This is a genomic window from Nocardia sp. NBC_01503 (genome assembly GCF_036327755.1).
Classification (GTDB): Bacteria; Actinomycetota; Actinomycetes; order Mycobacteriales; family Mycobacteriaceae; genus Nocardia.
Genome location: NZ_CP109596.1, coordinates 5,206,178 through 5,225,839 on the forward strand (window position 1 = coordinate 5,206,178; position 19,662 = coordinate 5,225,839).

The following is a 19,662-nucleotide window of genomic DNA, read 5'->3' on the forward strand; positions in this document are numbered from 1 at the left end:
TCGAGAGGATGAGGGGAAATGAACAGAGCACCGAGCAGCAGCGGTGAGACGACCGGATCCGTGCGCGCTCGGGGCGGCTACGACGCCTACTTCGGGTCGGCCGAGCAGAGCGATACCGGCAGCACCTGGCGCTCCACCGTCGCGGGGCGCAGCCATCACCAGCCGCCTCCGCCACCCGGCCGGGCCCAGACGCCCGAAGCGGATGCGGATGAATCGCCGGAAACCGGAACGGGATTCGCGGCCGGGCCGGAACCGGGCGGAGCTGATCCCGGGCCGGAGAGCCCGGCCTTCGCGGGTGCGCCGAACACCACGTACGCACCCACCGCACCACCACCGGGATTCGACGTCCAGTCGACCCCGACGCCACCCGCCGCGCCGGTCGCACCGCCCACCGGTTCCTATCCGCCCACCGGCTCGGCCGCGCCCACCGGCCAAGCCCCACAGACAGGTTCGGCCGCGCCCATCGGCCAAGCCGCGCAGTCCGGTTCGGTCGCGCCCACGGGTCATGCCGCACCCTATGGTTCGGCCGCGCCCACCGGTCAGGCCGTGCCCATCGGCTCGACCGTCTCCACCGGCCAGGCCGCCGCCTTCGGCGCGGCCGAGGCCACCGCCCCCGCCACCGCGCATACCGCACCCACCCAGGCGCGCGGTCGAACCGGCGTGCAACCCGACTTCTTTTCCCCTCCGGCCGTGCAGGATTCGCGCCAGCAGGCCGCGGCGCCGGCCGTTCGGACGCAAGATCGCGGCGCGCGGTCCGAATCGGCCGGGTACCAAGCCCTGCCGATCTCGCTGACTTCGAATGAACTGCTCGCGGATATCGCCGCCAGTCGTCAGGCCCAGCTGCGCTCGACCAGCGGGATGCGCGGCGCGTTGAACAAGGTCGGATTCAGTCTCGGCCTCTCACCCGCGGAACTGCGCACCGAGGACCGGCACGCGCGCATCCGCCGTCAGCTCGGCACCGCGTATCAAATCGCGGTGCTGAATGTGAAGGGCGGCGTGGGCCGCACCACGACCGTGGCGGCTCTGGGCGCGACCTTCGCCTCGCTGCGCCCGGATCGGGTCACCGCCATCGACGCCAATCCCGATTTCGGTGATCTGGCCGCTCGCACCAGTCGGCACCCCTTCGGTCTGACCCTGCGTGATCTGGCACAGGAACGTCAGCTCGACGCCTTCTCCGCGGTGCAGTCGTTCGCCTCGATCACCAATTCCGATCTGGCCGTGGTGTCCTCGCCCTGGACGCCCGCGGCCATGGAGGCACTCACCGGCTCGGAGTACCTGGCCGCCACCGAGACCCTGCGCAAGCATTACAACCTGTTGCTCGTCGATTGCGGCACCGGCGTTCTCGGCTCGGCCGCGCGAGCGGTGCTCGAGTCCAGCGATTCGGTCGTACTGGTCACCCCGGCCACCGTGCGCGGGGTCACCGGCGCGGTCGCCACCCTCGAATGGCTGAACGCGCACGGCCAATACCGGCTGGCCGCCAATTCCGTCATCGCGATCGTGCTGCAGCAGCCGACCAAGCCGGTCGTCGAGGTCGAGCGCATCGAGGAGCTGTTCGCCACCGCGCAGCGGCCCACCTTCGTCATTCCCTATGACGAACACCTGGCCGAGGGCGGCGAAATCGATCTGCGCCTGTTGGACAAGGACACCGCACTGGCCTTCGAGGAACTCGCCGCCACCGTCGCCGACGGTTTTCCGGACACCATGATGGCCGGTTACGGCCGACCCGAACGAGGAGGACGGCAGTGAGCGCCCCCTCTGCCGTGGCCGCACCACCGGCGTCCGCGCAGCAAACCGCCGAGGTCGCCCGCGCTCGGGTGGCGATCATGGTCGCGTCCTATCAGGTGGACGTGGTGTTGCCGACCAAGTTCAGCGTCGAAACCTTCATGGACGACCTGATTTCGGTACTGGTCACCTCCGTCGACGATCCGACCGTGGACTTCACCGCCGAGAACGGACATTGGACGCTGGCCCGCCCGGGCAAGTCACCGCTGCCGCGGTGGAGCACGCTGGCCGAGCACGATATCGCCGACGGTGCGCTGCTACTGCTCACCACCACCGAATCGGCGGAGGCGTTCGATCCGCTGGTGGAGGACATCACCGACGCGCTGGCCCGGGTCAACGAGCGCGAGTTCACCGAATTCGATTCCGGAACAGCGGCTTTGACGGGCATATCCGCTTTCGGAGCGGGCGCGCTGGCGATATCGGCCCTGCTGTCCTGGTCCTGGATGCGCACCGGTTCGGTGCTGTGGTGCGCGGTGCCCGCGCTCGTCCTGGGTGTGCTGTGCGTATTCGCCGCGACCGCGCTGGAGCGGCGCTATCGCGAGCCCAGGCTCGGCCTCGGCGCGACCCTGACCGCGATACCGCTGCTCGGCGTCGGCGCGGCCATGCTGGTGCCGCTGCCGTATGGACAGCACGGCATGTTCCAATCGGCGAATCTGGCCACCGGTGCCGCCGTTGCGGCCGTTGTCACCGTGATCCGGCTGCGCTCGACGCGGCTCGGCCTGCCGGCGCTGCTCGCGACGGCGGTACTGGGCTCGCTGCTGGCCCTCGCCGCGGCCGTGGAAACCGCCCTCGACCTGTCGGCGCGTCAGCTGGCCGGCGCGATGGTGCTGGCCGGGCTGCTGTTGCTGACCGCCGCGCCCCGGCTGGCGGTGTTGGTCGCCCGCATTCGCCCGCCGGATCTGCCCGATCCGGGCCGTGAGGTCACGCACAGCACGCTCACCGATATCTTCGACGCCGAGACCACGGGCCCCGGAGAAGAGGAACAGCCTGCGGCGCAACGCAATCGGGCCACGTTCTCGCTGGAGAGCCGGGCGCGCCTGGCGATCAACGGATTACGTGGACTCATTATCGCGGCCGCGCTGCTGTTGGCGGGTGCGGCCGTGCTCTCGGCGGCGCTGAGCCCGGGCGGTATTCGCGAAATCATCATGGCCGCGGCCATTTCGGGGGTGCTGGTGATGCGGGCCCGCTGGTATCCGGACCGGGTCCAGGCCATCGCGCTGGTCGCGGCCGCCGCCGCCACCGTGGTCGGTATCGGGTTCGTCCTGGTCGGCGCCTACGCCACCGCTCCCGCGCGCCTGGTGGTGGTGCTCGTGATCGCCGCGCTGGCGACCGCCGGCGCGGTCTCGGGCGCGCGCCTGCCCGCGGTCCGGCTGTCGCCGGTCGTGCGCCGCATCATCGACCTGATCGAATACACGTTCATCCTCGCGGTGCCGGTGCTGGCCTGTTGGATCATGGGCATCTACACCGCGATGCGGGGGCTCTGATGAGAATCGCCGGCGCGTCCGCGCTGCTCGCCGTGCTGCTCGCGCTGGCCCCCATGGCCGCGCCCGCATCGGCCGTCCAACCGCCCGAGGTGGCCACCGCGCCCCCTCCCGCCGATGACACGCCCGGCCCGGAACTTCCCACCAAACAGGACAAGGGCTGTGTCGCGGTCGGCGTGCTGCCCCATAGCGATCCGTCGCAGGTGCCACCGCCCGAACGCGCCCTGGACCTGCGCCGGGTGCGGGCACTGAGCACCGGTGCGGGAGTCACCGTCGCGATCATCGATACCGGCGTCGGTCCGAATTCCCGGCTGCCCAACCTGGTCGGCGGCGGCGATTATGTGCAGGCGGGTGGCGACGGCCTCTCCGACTGCGATGCGCACGGCACGCTCATCGCCGGAATCATCGGTGCCGCAGCCGATCCGGCGGATGGCTTCGCGGGTGTCGCGCCCGACGCGCACCTGATTTCCATTCGCTATCGCTCCGGGGCGTACAGCCTGGACGGGTTGCTGAATCTCGATGCGGCGCAAAAACTCTCGGTCCAGATCCGGGAGCTGGCGCGCGCGATCACCCATGCGGCCAACCTCGGCGCGCAGGTGATCACCGTCGCGCTACCGGTCTGTGTGCCCGCCGGTCTCGGGGTAGACCAGTCCACGCTGTCGGCCGCGGTCAACTACGCCTCCCGGATCAAAGGCGCGCTCATCGTGGCGGGCGCCGGTGGCTCGGGCAACGGTTGTGAACAGAATCCCGATATCGATCCGGGCCGTCCCACCGATCCGCGCAACTGGACCGGGGTCAAGACCATCTCCACTCCGGGCTGGTTCGCCACCGATGTGCTGACCGTCGGCTTCACCACCGCGACCGGGGACGTCATGGCGGATTCGCTGACCGGTCCGTGGGTTTCGGTCGCCGCGCCCGGCACCGGAATCGAATCGCTCGGTCCCGGCGGCGGTGATCTGATCAACGGCGTCGGTGAGCCGGGCAAGCTCAACGCGGTCGGCGGCGCGTCCTTCGCCGCGGCCTACGCCAGCGGTGTGGCCGCGCTGTTGCGCTCGCGCTATCCGAACGAATCCCCCGCCGAGATCGCCGCCCGGCTACAGGCCAGTGCGCACGCACCCGCGCGCGGGATCGACAATATCGTCGGTGCGGGCCTGATCGATCCACTCGCGGCGCTGAGCTATCGCAACGCCCCGGCCGCACCCGCCGGGCTGTATCGCGGTGCGGTGCTGGATATTCCGGCGCCGCCGCGCGCCAAGGACCGGCGTCCCGGTATCACCGCGCTCTGCGTGGTCGTCGCGGCCGCGCTGCTCGGCGTCGGCTCGAACGCGGCGTACGGCATGTTCCGGAGGAGACGGTGAGCGATTCACGCTTCGGGGTCGGCGGTATCGGCCGGGCCCCGCTGGCCGTCCTGGTCATCGTGGGCGGACCGGCGCTGGCCGCGCTGAGCGCGCACACGCCGTGGTGGGTCGGCGCCATCGTGATCTCGATCGCGCTGACCGTGACCGTGCTGCGGGTACGCGCCCGCACACCCGTGGACTGGCTGGTGATCTGGGCCGGATACCGAGTGGGCCGGACCACGCGGGCCGAGCGCCGCACCTCGGTCACCGAAGTGGTCGATATCGACACCGCCGCCGGTCCCTGCGGAATCCGCTTGGGCGACAACACCTTGGTGGCGATGATCCAGCTCGCGCCCAATCTCGATCTGCCCACCATCATCACCGAGCAGACCGTGTACACCGAGGACACTCTCCCGGTGGGCCTGCTGTTGCCGCTGTTGGAGCAGTACGGCATCACCGTCGACATCGATATCGTGACCACCGGCCGCCGGGCCCGCCCCACCGGCGACTACAGCATGCTGTACGACCAGTTGATCGGCACGCATCCGGTGATCGGTGAACGGCTCACCTGGCTGGTGGTGCGCCTGGACCAGCAGCGCAATCTGAGCACGCTGACCCAGCGCGGCCCCTGCGCGGTCTCGGGGCCGCGCGCCCTGGCCGCGGCGACCCATCGGATCGGCACCCGGTTGCGCGAGCGCGGGATCATCGCCCAGGTACTGCCCGCCGCCGCGGTCCGCGAGGCGACCCTGTTGCTGCACACCGGGGTTCGCCTGCCGGAATTGCGGGAGGAATGGGATCACCTGGGGGTGGCGGCCTCGGGTCGGCGGGTGGCCAGTTTCATCGTCGACTGGACTCGGCTCGGGGATGCCGTGCTCGACGACTGCTGGAGTTGGAATCGGGGCTGGACCACCGTCGTGATCGGACTGTCCAGCGGCGACGACGGCCCGCGCGGTCTGGTCCGCTTCGTCGGTCCGGAGCCGGAGGGCCCGCTGCCCGCCTATCTGCGGCCGCTCTCCGGTCGGCAGTCCGAGGCGTTCCTGGCCACGTTGCCGGGGGAGCGGTCGGTGCGGGAGCTGCCCCGCGCCGATCGCGGCGGCGATCACGCTCCGGCGGAGGTGCTCGCCGACCTGGTCGTGCCGATCGGGCCGAACGGCCAGATCCTGGGCGCCATCAGCGGTCAGCCGCAGCACACCCTGGCACTGCCGCTGTTCGATCCGGCCCGGTATCACCCCCGCCGCCGGACGGTCGACATCCGGGCGGCGCTGCCGGTGGCGCAGCAGATCGTCCTGCGCGCCATGGTGGTCGGGGCCAGCGTCGAGGTGCACTCCTCGCGGCCGCACGCCTGGCTGCCGCTGGTAAACGCGGTCGGCGATCCGCTGTCGCTGCGCCTGGCGGCTGAACCCGGTGCGCGTGAACAGGATCCGAATACGCAGCCGGTCACCCTCGAGGTATTCGATCAGATGTCACCGCGTGGTTCGGCCGCCAATGCCATGGTCACCATCGGCGACCCGGGCACCCGCCCGCGCCGATCGGTGGATCTGGCCATCGAACAGGTCGACGACGGCACCGTCGAGATCGGCATCCCGATGCGCACGGTGCGCGTCGATCTCATCGAACCGCGCGGTGAGACGAGATATTTCGAGCAACCGCCGAATCCGGCCGGCCCCGAGCCGGAGCCCGAGGGCGCACCGGCGCCCGCGGGTGCGCCGGTTCCGGTCCCCGGTCCGTGAAATCGGGTCCATCAACTGAAATGAGGTGGGGCAGTAATGTCTTCGGGCGTGGTAACCGATTCCCAGTCGTATGAAAGTGATGGCCGGACGCTCGGCGAGGACGAGGAACAAAGTCCGCGTCAGGCGGCCGCGGCGATATTCTCCAGTCGATTGTCGGCGTTGATCTCCGAATCGATGGTGTCGACCGAGGACGGTGCGACTCGATCGCTGACCTTGTATTCGCTGGCACAGCATCTGGAGCTGGCGTACCCGGATGTGCCCGTCTCCCAATCGGGTTTGTACCGGCTCATTCACGGGGACGCCATTCCGCGGCTCGATCTGATCATCGCGCTGGCCCGGGTATTCGATGTGCCGCCGGAGTATTTCGTGACCGGCGAGCGAACTCGCTGATTCTCCGAATGCCTTCTCGGTAGCGGGAATAGCGCGGACCCGAATCCGCGCCGCGCCTGGATACGATCCGAGCCATGCCCGACAAGGACCCGGGGGATATCTTCCTCCAGCACCGGGAAGCGGTCCTGGAAGCGCTGTTGTCCGATCCGGCGCTGGGATGGACCGGCGCACCCGCCACGGAACAGCCGCCTTTCGGGGAATTGGATGACGATTTCGACGTCCCCGGCGCGGCTGCCCCGGACCCCGCGCCCTCGTCCGGCGGCGGGCCCAAGGCCAGTGAACGCATTCTCGCGCTGCTGAACGGACACACCGCCACTTCCGAATTCGAATGGTCCGATTACGCGCCACCGGCGGAGAAGGCCCCGGAGTTGCCCGCCGCGGAGGAGACCGCCGACAAGCTCGGTGCGCCCGGTCGCGGCGCGCGCTCCCCGGTCGCACGGTTCGCCGATCCGATTCGCGATCTGGCCCTGCGGGCACGGCAACCCAAGGTGGCGTTGGCGGTCGCGGGCGTACTGGTGCTCGTGGTGGTGCTGGCCCTGTTGACCTCCGGCGGTGAGCCCGAGAACACCAGCGGTCAGACGGTGCTGGCCACCGCCACCGGCCCGGCGAATCCGGCTCCGGCCCAGCCCACCTCGACCGCTCCGGCGGCGGGCACCCCGATCCAGATCAAATCCGCTCAGTCGCACTGTCCGCCGGGCGGAACCCCCGCCATGGACGCATTCGCCGGCACCGGCAAGGCGTGGTCGTGCCCGCGCGCGTACAAGGTCGACGGCCAGATTCTGGTCATCGATCTGGGCCGGTCCTACCGGGTCGATTCCATCGGCCTCGTTCCCGGCTGGGACGCCATCGGTTCCGACGGCGGTGATCAATGGGCGAAATACCGTACAGCGAGCCGTATTTCGTACAAATTCGATGACGCCAATGCCACCACCTACACCCAGCAGACGCTGGACCAGCGGGCCCTGGTCGTCACCAAGGTGAGTCCGGAGATCAGCGCGACCAAGATCGTGCTGACGGTCCTGGAATCCAAAGGCGATCCGACGGTCAATTCGGTCGCCCTGTCTTCGATTGTGGTCACCGGACATTGAGCGTTCTCGAATCGATCTGCGAGTACTGCTCGCACCGCAGCCCCGGCGATGCCGCGAGCTGTATCCAATGCGGTGCGCCGCTGGCCAAATTGATGTCCGGTGATCCGCTGGCCCTGATCGGCCCGGTCATCGCGAGCGCCGACAAGTTGATCGGCCCGACCGGTTCAACCGTCGAGGGTGCGGTGAAGGCGGTATTCGGCGGCGTGGGTCCGCGGCTGCCGCAGTGGATCGGCGCGCTGGTGGGCGTGGTGGCGATGGCGGCGGCGGTCTTCTTCCTGGTGAACTCGTGCGGGCCGGAATTGAGCTCGGGGTGGAACGCTCCGGCTCGGACACTGCCGCAGACCTTGCTCGCCGCCTCGACGTGCACCGGGGCGGGGGAGAGTCAACAGTGTGTCGTCGCGGCGGGTAATCCGTTGCTGGCGGCGGGAATCGGCGGCGGGCGGGAGCTGGCCTACGCGGCGCGCGTGGTTTCACCCGATCAACTCGCGAATGATGTGCGGCAGTGGCGATCCGCGGGTGCGACGGTGGTCGCGGACGGTACGACATTCATCGCCATCAGCCCCTCCTGGAATATCTGGTACGCCGATACCCAATCGGGGCTGCGGCTCGAGACCGGCTCGCTGCCCAACGCGGCCGCCGCTCGCGCCTTCCTGATGCGATCCGGGCTGCTCGGCTAGCGACGCCCGTCTTCTCACCCATGAAGACTTGTTACATTATTTTATGTGCCGTTGGTTAACGGTACATCGAACAGGTGCTGTGACCGCAGGGTACGGCTCGAATCTCGGGAAGGTGCGGACGATGGTGGCAACCACGCTGCAGATGCTTTCGTGGCAGAAGCTCCGCGAAGATCCAGCGGACCTCGAGGCGGTCTACTTCCGATGGATACGCCCCGACGCGACGATCGCCCTGGTGAGCGATCGCGCCGGGCAGATCCTGCGCCGGCACCTGGAACTGGCCGAATCTCGTCGCCCGGGCACGGCGGTCACCCGCGTCTACCGGCCCGGCGACGCGAGCGAACTCGGCCCGGCCATCCAGATCGTCAACGACGATATGCCGTTGCTGGTCGACTCGCTGTCCTGCCTGCTGCGCCGCTTCGGTGCCGCGGTCAGCGAGGTCATCCACCCGGTCTTCGATGTGCTGCGGGACAATCAGGGTCGCTTGCGCGGGGTCGCCCCCGGCACCGGCGCGCCCCGCGAGGCGGGCCGCCACACCATCGCCGAATCCTGGATTCATGTGCAGCTCGGTCCTCAGACCGACGCCGCGCTGCTCGATCGCATCGAACACGCGCTGCCCGATCTGCTCGCCGCCATCCGGGGCGTGGCCCGCGATACCGCCGCCATGACGACCACGCTGTCCAGTGTGGCCGCGGCGCTCGAGGGCGCCGCGACCCGCGAGCACGATGGCGAGATCGCCGATCACGCGCGGCTGCTGCGCTGGCTCGGGGACGGCCACTTCACCCTGCTGGGCTACGGATATCACAGCGCCACAGCCGATTCCGAGACGAGCGGGCCGACCGGCAGCCCCGAACTGCTGCGCCGGGCCGGACTCGGCATCCTGCACGATCGGATCGCCGCGGACCTGGACATTCCCGCTGTCCCGGCCGGTCCGCCGGTGCTGCGCCTGTCCAGCGGCTCCCTGGACGGTGTGCTGCCTGGATCTCCGGACGGTTACATCATCAGCGTCGCCGATCCGGGCACGGCCGCCCCGGGGCAGCCGCTGCCGATGCCCGGAACGCACGTATTCATCGGAACCTTCACCGTCACCGGCCAGCACGAGAACATTCTGGACATCCCGGTGATCTCGCGGCGCGTGCACCAGGTGATGGAATGGGCCGGCCTGCGACTGAACTCGTTCTCCGGCCAGGAGTTGCTCGAGCTGCTGCAGACCTTCCCGCGCGCGGAATTGTTCGCCACCGACACCCGTCGCCTGTTCGAAACCGTCTCCGCCGTCATGGATTTGGGTCTGCGCCGACAGGTGCGGCTGTTCCTGCGGCCCGAACCCCGCGGCGGCGCGGTGTACTGCCTGGTCTATCTGCCCCGGGACCGCTATTCGACCGAGGTCCGGCTGCGTATGCGCGAAGTGCTGCGCACGGAATTCGACGGTGAACAGGTCGACTACTCCGCGCGCGCGACCGAATCCGAGCTCGCCGTCGTCTATTTCACCGTGCACCGGCCCGTCGGAGCCGCCGCCGCCGACGTCTCGGAGGAGAGCCGCGCGCGTATTCAGGAACTGCTGTTCGCCACCACCCGCTCCTGGTCCGATCTGTTGGTCGCCGAGGCCGCTCGCGGATCGGAGGTGTCACCCGAGGTCGCCGCCGACTACGCGGCCGCCCTCCCCGCCACCTATCGGCAGGAGTTCCCGCCCGCGCGTGGGCTCGCCGATCTGCGCCGCCTGCGCCCCCTGGCCGAGGGCGGCATCGACACCCAGCTGTACCGGCGGCTCGGCGCACGTGCGGGGGAGTGGCGATTCACCCTGTACGTGCACGGTGCGGAGGTCTCGCTGAGCCGGGTGCTGCCCATACTGCACAGCCTGGGTGTCGAGGTCGTCGACGAACACCCCTACCCGCTGCTGCTCGCGGATGGTTCGCGGCGCTGGATCTACGATTTCGGCCTGCGCGTACCTACGGGGATCGATCAGTCGGATCACCTGCCGGACAACGATATTCACGGGCGATTCGCCGACGCGGTGACCGCCATGTGGTTCGGCGGGGTGGAGGTCGACGGACTCAACGAACTGGTATTGCGCGCGGGTCTGGACTGGCGGCAGATCGCGATCCTGCGCGCCTATGCCCGCTACCTGCAACAGGCGGGCTTCGCGTACTCCTTCGGCAACATCACCCGGGTGCTGCAGAGCCATCCGGATATCGCCCGCTCCTGCGTCGAATTGTTCGAGGCCCGTTTCGATCCCGACGGTGCGGGCGAACTCGCGGCCCTGCGGGCATTCACCCTCGAGGAGCAATTGCGCGCCGCGATCGACGCCGTGGTCAGCCTGGACACCGACCGCATTCTGCGGGCCCTGCTCGATATGATCGGCGCGACGCTGCGGACCAGCTACTTCCGCACCGACCGGATCGGCGGCGACCGGGACTACCTGTCGTTCAAGTTCGATCCCCGCCGCATCCCCGTATTGCCCGAGCCACGACCGCAATTCGAGATCTTCGTGTACTCGCCCCGGGTCGAGGGCGTGCACCTGCGTTTCGGCGCGGTGGCGCGCGGCGGGTTGCGCTGGTCGGACCGTCTCGGCGACTTCCGCACCGAAATCCTGGGTCTGGCCAAAACGCAGGCGGTCAAGAACGCGGTCATCGTCCCGGTCGGCGCCAAGGGCGGATTCGTGGTGAAACGCCCACCCGTCGCCACCGGCGACCCGACCGCCGACCGTCAGGCGCTGCAGAGCGAGGGAATCGCCTGCTACCGCACCTTCATCTCGGGCCTGCTGGATCTGACCGACAATATCGACCGCGGGACCGGGCGGACCGTGCCCCCGCCCCGGGTGGTGCGCCGCGACGACGATGACACCTATCTGGTGGTCGCCGCCGACAAGGGCACCGCGACCTTCTCCGATATCGCCAACGAGGTCGCCCAGCGCTACGACTTCTGGCTGGGTGACGCCTTCGCCTCGGGCGGGTCGGTGGGCTACGACCACAAGGCCATGGGCATTACCGCCCGCGGCGCCTGGGAATCGGTGCAGCGGCACTTCGCCGAAATGAATATCGACACCCGGACAACGGATTTCACCGTCGTCGGGGTCGGCGATATGAGCGGTGACGTCTTCGGCAACGGTATGCTGCTCTCCCGTCACATCCGCCTGATCGCCGCATTCGACCATCGGCATATCTTCCTGGACCCGAATCCGGATGCCGAGAGCTCCTTCCTCGAACGTGAGCGCCTGTTCGCGCTGCCGCGCTCGTCCTGGGCCGATTACGATCGCTCGCTGATCAGCGCGGGCGGCGGGGTCTACGACCGGGCGGTGAAGGCGATTCCGATCACCGCCGCCGTGCGCGCGGCGCTCGCCCTGGATCCTGGAGTAGCGATGCTGTCCCCGCTGGAACTGATCCGCGCAATCGTGAAGGCCCCGGCGCAACTGCTCTGGAACGGCGGGATCGGCACCTACATCAAGGCCGCCGCCGAGACCAATGCCGAGGTGGGCGACAAATCCAATGACGCGGTACGGGTGAACGCGAATGAATTGCGCGTCAAGGTGATCGGTGAGGGCGGCAACCTCGGCATCACCGCATTGGGGCGGATCGAATTCAGCAATGCCGGCGGCAAGTGCAATACCGACGCCGTCGACAATTCGGCGGGCGTGGACTGCTCGGACCACGAGGTCAATATCAAGGTGCTGCTCGACAGCGTGGTCGCGGCGGGCGAATTGTCGCTGACCGAACGCAATCTGCTGCTGGCCTCGATGACCGAGGAGGTCGCCGAACTCGTACTGCGCGACAATATCTCGCAGAACTTCCGGCTCGGCATCTCGCGCGCGCACGCCCCGCAGATGGCCGCGGTACACCGGCGACTGCTCACCCGGCTCGAGGGGCTCGATCGTGCGCTCGAGACGCTGCCCTCGGATACGGAGATGTTGCGGCGCATCGACGCCGGCCTCGGCCTGACCTCCCCGGAGTTGGCCAATCTGCTCGCGCACGTGAAACTTTCGCTCAAGCGCGAACTCCTGGCGGGCGGGCTGCCCGATCATCCCGCCTTCGCCGCGGCGCTGCCCGGCTACTTCCCGGCACCGCTGCGCGAACGGTTCGGGGTCGCCCTGCAACGGCATCCGCTGCGCCGGCAGATCATCGCCACCACGGTGGTCAATCGCGTGGTCGACTACGGCGGCACCACGTACGTCTTCCGGCTCGCCGAGGAAATGGGCGTCACCACCGAGGACGCGGTGCGCGCGTTCACCGCGGTCGCCGAGATCTTCGATCTGCACGAACTGTGGCATCGCATCCGCACCACGCCCATGCCCACCGAGGTGCGCGATGAGCTCGAACTCGAGACCAAGCGCACCCTGGACCGCGCCTCGCGCTGGGTGCTGACCAACCGGCCGCAACCAATCGCCATCGGCGCCGATATCGCCCGCTACCGACTCGGGGTGCGTGCGCTGAGTCCAATGGTGCCGGCCTGGCAGCAGGGGCGAATCGCCGAAACCCTGCTCGCCCGTTCACGATCGGCGATCAGCCGGGGCGCACCCCGGGATCTGGCCGAGCAGGTGTTCCTGCTGATCCACCGCTATCCGCTGCTCGATGTCATCGATATCGCCGAAGTCGCCGGGCGCGACGCCCGCGATGTCGTCTCCCTCTACTACGCCCTCGATCAGCATTTCGACATCCAGCGCCTGCTCGACGCGGTGGTGGGGCTCGAGCGCAGCGACCGCTGGCGCACCCTGGCCCGCCTCGCGGTGCGCGACGACCTGTACGACTCGCTGCGCGCCCTCACCCTGGACGTGCTGACCACCGCCGCGACCGAGGACAGCACCGAGGACAAGATCGCATACTGGGAATCGATCAATCGCTCCCGCCTCGTCCGCGCGCGTGCCGCCCTCACCGAGATCTTCGCCACCGGCACCCTGGATATGGCCACCCTCTCGGTGGCCGCGCGTCAGGTGCGCGGGATGACCGGCGGTGCGGATTCGGTCCCCGCCACCCCGGCCGCTCTCGAGTGATCCACCCGGACGACTCCGGGAGCTGAGAAGGTCCCGGTTCGCCGCCCGAAGGGAGACGAACCGGGACACCCTGTGCGCCATGGGTCGACCCACCACAGGGCAATGCGCCCGGAGTCGCGGTGATCGATTGGCCTCGTGCGGGTTTCAGCAGCGGTTCGCGGTGAAGCCGAGCGGGACCAGGTCGCCCTCCGCGCCCGCCGAGGCGCGTGCCAACAGCGCCTCGGCGGCGGCGCCGAACGTCGAACTGTACTCGACGCCGGGGGTGCAGCCGCCCTGCTCGGGTCCGCCGATCACGCCGACCAGCCGACCATTCTGGACCCACGGCCCACCGCTGGTCCCTTCGCCGAAGCCGCCGCAGTGGATCGCGGAACCGCCCGCGGTGATCTCCAAGGGCGCGGTGCACGTGAGCGGCCGCCCGCGGCCGCCCAGCGGGTATCCGCTGACGGTGACCGGCGCGCCCGCCCGCGGTGTGCCGAGCGGCAATCCGGGGACCACCTCCTCGATCTTCTTGCCGTCGCGCGGCGCGACTCGCAGCAGCGCGAGGTCATGTCCGTGATCGAAGGACTCCCGCCACGCCGGATCGACGTACATGGCCGTCACGGTCCACACGCCCGCGGGGAGTGCGGCGTCGTGCAGTAGCGGTGCGAATTCGATGAGGGCGCCGGGGCCGAGCACACAGTGCGCGGCGGTCGCCACGAGGTCGTGTCCGGGTGACGCGACTACACTCGCCGAGCAGAAATGCGGGCCGCCGAGGCGGGGTGCCACACCGTCGGCGCTGGGGTAGAACAGTGCTCCGGCCGAAGGCACGGTCTCGACCTCGTACGCCGCCGGTATCTCCGCCGCCGCGTACGGCGCCGCCGAGCCGAGTAGCACCCCGCACACCAGAGCCGTTATCCGTCGCACCCCGAGGACAGTAGCGAAGTCGGCCCGATCATTGCCGGATCGTGCCGCAATTACCGCAGAACTTCGCCGAATCGCGCAGTTCCGTGGCGCAGTTCCGGCAGGCCGGGCGTGGGGCGAGCTCGGTGCCGCAGTCACCGCAGAAGCGCGCGCCGGGGGAGCGGACGCTGTGACAGGACGGGCACACCGGCGATATGGCGGGCAACGGCGGGGCGACGGTCTGCTGCTGCAGGGTGTTCAATCCCAGTGCCGCACCGAGGAATCCGATATCCCCACCGCCGCGTGCCATGCCCTGTCCGGCCCCGATGGCCATCTCACCCGCCGCGTACCGGCCGAAGTCGCCGGTCATGCGGACGTAGGTGCGATCCTTGGCGAGTCGTTTGAGTCGCTCGGCGTCCTCCGAGGCGAGGGTGATGTCGAAGTTGCCCATGCGTGGCACCCGCAGGCCGTACTCGTACAGCAGGATATTGGTCTCGCGCAGCACCGTGCTCTCGATCTGCGCGAGCTGTCCGGACAGTCCGAGCACAGGCCATTCGCCGCGTGAAACACCCTGTGCGACAGCTATTTTCATACACTTGAGCAGTAGAGCGGCGCACCACCGCGAGGCCGCGTCCGGATCGGCCGGGTCGACGGTGCCGATCAGTCCGGTGATCAGTTCGCCGGGATCCCGCACCGAGAGCGCGAATTCGCCGAAGGCCCGCAGTGTCACCACCTGTTCGCTGACCGGATCCGCGATATCGGTGAGCCGACCGCCGAACTTGATGCCGGGCAGTTCGCGGGCGGAGACGAAATACAGTTCGGCCCGGTAGAAGTTGCCACCGGTCAGGGTGTCCACCAGGGCGCCCAGTACGGGCAGCTCATCGGCGTCGATCCGGTGCCGGCCGGGGCCCAGCGCCGCGATGATCTTGCCGGATCGCACGAACAGGGCGATCTCGTCGGCATTGACCAGGGCGCGGCTGTAGCGGCGGATATTCAGATCCGGCCATTTGTAGACGAGCTGATGCTTGCGATCCTCGGGGACCGCGATGAATTCGCGCTCGAACCATGCCATGCGGGCCTCCCTGACTGTTCAACTTCTACTGATGTATCGATGTACAGCGGCACGATAGTTCTGTCAAACAGGTGCGCCTTCCCAGGATTGGGACTCTGAGCAGCAGATTTGATGTCATATCAAGCTGCCGCTCCTGTTGAATGTGCCGTTATATGACGGTACATTCAATATCGATATGACCCGGATCACCTGAAAGGCCTCCACATGACTACCGTTCACCCGCCCGACGCGCCCGCGGACGCCTTGGCCGACGAGGACGCTGGCTACCACAAGTCGTTGCGGCCCCGGCAATTGCAGATGATCGCGATCGGCGGGGCCATCGGCACCGGCCTGTTCCTGGGTGCGGGCGGGCGACTGGCCAGCGCCGGCCCCGGGCTTTTCCTGCTCTACGGGATCTGCGGCGTCTTCGTCTTCTTCGTACTGCGCGCGCTGGGTGAGTTGGTGCTGCACCGCCCCTCCTCGGGGTCGTTCGTCTCCTACGCGCGTGAGTTCTACGGGGAGAAACTGGCTTTCGCGGTCGGGTGGATGTACTTCTTCCACTGGTGCATGACCGGCATCGTCGATATCACCGCGGTGGCCACCTACATCCACTACTGGGGTGCGCTACAGGTGATTCCGCAGTGGCTGATCGCACTCATCGCGCTCGCCATCGTGGTGAGCATCAATCTCATCTCGGTCAAGTGGTTCGGCGAACTGGAGTTCTGGGCGGCCCTGATCAAGGTCATCGCGTTGGTGCTGTTCCTGGTGATCGGCTCGATCTTCCTGGCGGGGCGCTTCAAGGTCGACGGTCAGTCCACCGGTTTCAGTGTCATCGCCGACCACGGCGGTCTCTTCCCGGTCGGCATGGCGCCACTGGTATTGGTCACCACCGGTGTCGTATTCGCCTATGCCGCTGTCGAATTGGTGGGAACCGCGGCCGGTGAGGCGGAGAACCCGGAGAAGATCATGCCCCGGGCCATCAACTCGGTGATCGCCCGCATCGCGCTGTTCTACGTCGGTTCGCTGGTGCTGCTGGGCCTGTTGCTGCCGTACACCGCCTACCACGCCGGGGTGAGCCCGTTCGTCACCTTCTTCGCGAAACTCGGTGTGCCCGCGGCTGGTTCGATCATGAACCTGGTGGTGCTGACCGCCGCGTTCTCCAGCCTCAATGCCGGCCTGTACTCCACCGGCCGCATTCTGCGCTCGATGTCGATGAACGGCAGCGCCCCGGCGGTCGCGGCCCGGATGTCCCGCACGGGTGTGCCGTACGTGGGCATCCTGGCCACCGGCGCCATCGCCCTGATCGGTGTGGTCCTCAATGCGCTGGTGCCGGACAAGGCCTTCGAGATCGTGCTGAATATGTCGGCACTGGGCACCATCGCCTCCTGGACCGCGATCATCCTGTGCCAGTTGGCATTGTGGCGGCAGTGGAAGGCCGGACAGGCCGAACGCCCCGCGTTCCGATTGATGGGTGCGCCCTACACCAGCATCGCCACCCTGGTCTTCCTGGCCGGAGTCGTCGCGCTGATGGCGTTCGGCGATGACGAGGTGCAGCGCGGCGCCGTGCTCGGCACCGTGCTGGTGATGGCGCCGGTACTGGTGGGCGGCTGGTTCCTGGTGCGCAAGCGGGTGCAGAGCGTGGCCGCGGCCCGGCAGGGCTTCACCGGTCAGTACCCGGTCATCGTGGAGCGCCGCCCGCGCCTGCAGGACGCGCCCGCCGAATTGCTGCCGGCAGAGCGGAAGGATGACCAGCTGTAGAAACCGGCGACCCGTACCCCATCGTGGCGGACCCTCTTCCCACGGTGGGGAATACGGCGTGCGCACGGTATGCCACGTGCCCCCAGAATGGGACCTCGATTCCACGGTGGGCGAGAGGTATCCATGCCGGAGCAACCCAGCACATCCGGTCGTCGCCGACCCAATCCCTGGGCCGATCGGCGCATACGCGGCACCGAGGTGCCCCAGCGGATGTCACACCCCTGGGCGATCCGGCGACCCGGTAAGAGCGATCTCGTGCACCGACCCGATCGGCCCAACCCCCCGCCGAGTATGAGAAGCGAAGGCTCGCAGCATTTTACGTCATCCACCGCGGTCACCGTTGACCTGTCGGACGCGGAGTTCGACGCCGCCGAACAGTCCGGGCGCAGTGCCAGATCACGGCCCAGCGTGCGCCGTCTCGGCGGCGGTCTGGTGGAACTGCCCCGGATCGAGCCCGTCGATCCCGCCCAGGTCGTACTGGACAACCCCGAAGTGCCCGAACCCAAACGCTTCTGCTGGAAATGCGATCGCCCGGTCGGCCGCCGCACCCGCGACCGGCCCGCTCGGATCAGTGGCGAATGCCCGCATTGCCACTCGCCCTTCAACTTTCGTCCCCAGCTGACCCCCGGAGACCTGATCGCCGAACAGTACGAGGTGCAAGGCTGCCTCGCACACGGCGGCCTCGGCTGGATCTATCTGGCGGTGGACCGCAATGTGAGCGATCGCCCGGTGGTGCTCAAGGGATTACAGAACCCGCTCGACTTCGAGGCACATGTGGTGGCCCTGGCCGAACGCCAATTCCTTTCCGAGGTAGCGCATCCCGGCATCGTCAAGATCTACAACTTCGTCAAACACCGTACCGGCGGTGATATGCCCGACGGCTATATCGTGATGGAGTACATCGGCGGCCGATCGCTCAAATCCCTGCTCGAGCACCGCGGTGAGCGCCTGCCCGCCGCCGAAGCCATCGCCTACGTCATGGAAATCCTTCCGGCCCTGGACTATCTGCACTCCTTCGGCTTGGCGTACAACGACCTCAAGCCGGACAATGTCATGGTCACCGAGAACGAGGTGAAACTCATCGATCTCGGTGCGGTCGCCGCGATGGACTCCTTCGGCAGCCTCTATGGCACCCCCGGTTATCAAGCGCCCGAGATCACCGAGACCGGACCCACCATCGCCTCGGACATCTACTCGGTCGGCCGTACCCTGGCCGCCCTGGTGCTGGATCTGGACCGGGACGAGAAGGGCAATCATCTGCCGGGTATCCCCGATCCCGCGGATCGTCCACTGCTGCGCCGTTATCCGGCGCTGTACCGTCTGCTGCGTCGCGCGACCGCCAGCGAACCGGATCGCCGCTTTCCCTCCGCCTATGCGATGTACTGCCAGCTCGCGGGTGTGCTGCGCATGGTGCTCGCGGCCGACACCGGTACCGAACATCCGCAGCGGTCGATCGAATTCGGTTCCATGCGAGGCGATTTCGGTATTCATACGCTCATCGCGCGCACCGACGGCATGGTGCGGGGGGCCGGTGAGACCGTCGGGGTCGATCCGCGCGATATCGCCGCGGCGCTGCCGGTGCCGCTCATCGACAGCGAGGATCCCTCGGCGGATCTGCTGTCCGGGCTGCTGCACAGTGAACCCCGGCATGCCCTGGATGCCCTGCAGCGCACGCACAGTCGCATTGTGGCCGGCACCATCCCGGCGCCCGCGTCCTATGAGCTCGAGGGCGCGCTGACCGCGGTGCGGGCGCACCTGGACCTCGGTCATACCCTGCCCGCCTGCGAGCTGCTCGCGGAATTGATGCCGGGATACCGCCGGGACTGGCGGATCGAATGGTTCATCGGGGTGGCGGCACTGCTGGACCGGCATCCCGATCGCGCGTACCGGCATTTCGAGACGGTGGCGGCCATGCTGCCGGGTGAGATAGCGCCCCTGCTGGCCATGGCGGCCAGCGCCGAGTTGACCGTGGAAAGCGTTCCCGGCGTTGCCGATCCGCAGCTGTGGCGGGCGGCGGCGCTGGACTACTATCGCACGCTCTGGCAGGTCAATCACGGTGTCATCACCGCCGCGGTCGGCCTGGCCCGGCGACTGGTCGCGGACGGGCAGACGCTGCGCGCGGTCGAAGTCCTGGACGAGGTGCCCGAGTCCTCCCGGCATTACACGGTAACCAGGCTGACCGGCTGTCTGCTCCTGGTCTCGCGGCCCGTCGCCGAGATCACCGACGCCGATCTGGACACCGCGGCCGCCCGTATCGAGGAATTGGCGCAGGAACCGCGCACCGCGCAATTGCGGGTGATCCTGCTCGGCGCGGCACTGGAGTGCCTGCGCGGCGGCGGCCGTCCGGAGCGCCCCGAGGCGACGATTCTCGGCTTTCCGGTCACCGAGATCGGATTGCGTCTGGGCCTGGAGTCGAGTCTGCGCGATCTGGCGCGCACCGTCCCCGATAAATTCCACCGCTATCGCCTGGTGGATCTGGCGAACCATATCCGTCCGAATACCCGCTGGTAG

The 19,662-nt window shown here is 68.3% G+C and carries 12 protein-coding genes; 10 read left to right on the top strand and 2 right to left on the bottom strand.

Annotated features, from left to right (window positions below; translation table 11 throughout):
• The first annotated feature begins 18 nt into the window (after positions 1 to 18).
• The 8 genes from OHB26_RS23465 to OHB26_RS23500 all read left to right on the top strand — a co-directional run bounded on the left by OHB26_RS23465 (position 19) and on the right by OHB26_RS23500 (position 13,463).
• Positions 19 to 1,746 carry an AAA family ATPase gene (locus OHB26_RS23465; protein ID WP_330179418.1) on the top strand — a complete coding sequence of 576 codons (1,728 nt, stop codon included), beginning with the start codon at positions 19 to 21 and terminating at the stop codon, positions 1,744 to 1,746.
• Positions 1,743 to 3,266 carry a type VII secretion integral membrane protein EccD gene (eccD, locus tag OHB26_RS23470; protein ID WP_330179419.1) on the top strand — a complete coding sequence of 508 codons (1,524 nt, stop codon included), beginning with the start codon at positions 1,743 to 1,745 and terminating at the stop codon, positions 3,264 to 3,266. The genes OHB26_RS23465 and eccD overlap by 4 nt, the downstream gene beginning before the upstream one ends.
• Complete coding sequence (gene mycP, locus OHB26_RS23475; protein ID WP_330179420.1) at positions 3,266 to 4,621, top strand: type VII secretion-associated serine protease mycosin; 1,356 nt, start codon at positions 3,266 to 3,268, stop codon at positions 4,619 to 4,621. The genes eccD and mycP overlap by 1 nt, the downstream gene beginning before the upstream one ends.
• Positions 4,618 to 6,330: a type VII secretion protein EccE gene (gene eccE / locus OHB26_RS23480; protein WP_330179421.1), complete on the top strand. Its 1,713-nt coding sequence runs from the start codon at positions 4,618 to 4,620 to the stop codon at positions 6,328 to 6,330. The genes mycP and eccE overlap by 4 nt, the downstream gene beginning before the upstream one ends.
• Positions 6,331 to 6,378: 48 nt before the next feature.
• Positions 6,379 to 6,720, top strand: a complete 342-nt coding sequence (locus OHB26_RS23485) for a helix-turn-helix domain-containing protein (protein WP_330179422.1) — start codon at positions 6,379 to 6,381, stop codon at positions 6,718 to 6,720.
• A 74-nt stretch (positions 6,721 to 6,794) separates the two neighbouring features.
• On the top strand, positions 6,795 to 7,808 hold the full coding sequence (locus OHB26_RS23490; protein WP_330179423.1) for a discoidin domain-containing protein: 1,014 nt from the start codon (positions 6,795 to 6,797) through the stop codon (positions 7,806 to 7,808).
• The gene (locus OHB26_RS23495) at positions 7,805 to 8,485 is read left to right on the top strand and encodes a hypothetical protein (RefSeq protein WP_330179424.1); all 681 of its coding nucleotides are present in this window, start codon (positions 7,805 to 7,807) and stop codon (positions 8,483 to 8,485) included. Before OHB26_RS23490 ends, OHB26_RS23495 begins: the two co-directional genes overlap by 4 nt.
• Positions 8,486 to 8,606: 121 nt before the next feature.
• Positions 8,607 to 13,463, top strand: coding sequence for an NAD-glutamate dehydrogenase (locus tag OHB26_RS23500; protein WP_330179425.1), 4,857 nt, complete (start codon positions 8,607 to 8,609; stop codon positions 13,461 to 13,463).
• Positions 13,464 to 13,607: 144 nt separating this feature from the next.
• Here the strand turns inward: OHB26_RS23500 and OHB26_RS23505 are convergent, their stop codons facing one another.
• Together OHB26_RS23505 and OHB26_RS23510 are read right to left on the bottom strand one after the other, a co-directional pair.
• The gene (locus OHB26_RS23505) at positions 13,608 to 14,366 is read right to left on the bottom strand and encodes a trypsin-like serine peptidase (RefSeq protein ID WP_330179426.1); all 759 of its coding nucleotides are present in this window, start codon (positions 14,364 to 14,366) and stop codon (positions 13,608 to 13,610) included.
• A 28-nt stretch (positions 14,367 to 14,394) separates the two neighbouring features.
• Positions 14,395 to 15,414, bottom strand: a complete 1,020-nt coding sequence (locus tag OHB26_RS23510; RefSeq protein WP_330179427.1) for an SPFH domain-containing protein — start codon at positions 15,412 to 15,414, stop codon at positions 14,395 to 14,397.
• Between the two features lie 204 nt (positions 15,415 to 15,618).
• Here OHB26_RS23510 and OHB26_RS23515 point away from each other — a divergent pair, with 204 nt between their 5' ends.
• Together OHB26_RS23515 and OHB26_RS23520 are read left to right on the top strand one after the other, a co-directional pair.
• Positions 15,619 to 17,151, top strand: a complete 1,533-nt coding sequence (locus OHB26_RS23515; protein WP_330179428.1) for an amino acid permease — start codon at positions 15,619 to 15,621, stop codon at positions 17,149 to 17,151.
• Positions 17,152 to 17,361: 210 nt separating this feature from the next.
• Positions 17,362 to 19,662 carry a serine/threonine-protein kinase gene (locus tag OHB26_RS23520; RefSeq protein WP_330179429.1) on the top strand — a complete coding sequence of 767 codons (2,301 nt, stop codon included), beginning with the start codon at positions 17,362 to 17,364 and terminating at the stop codon, positions 19,660 to 19,662.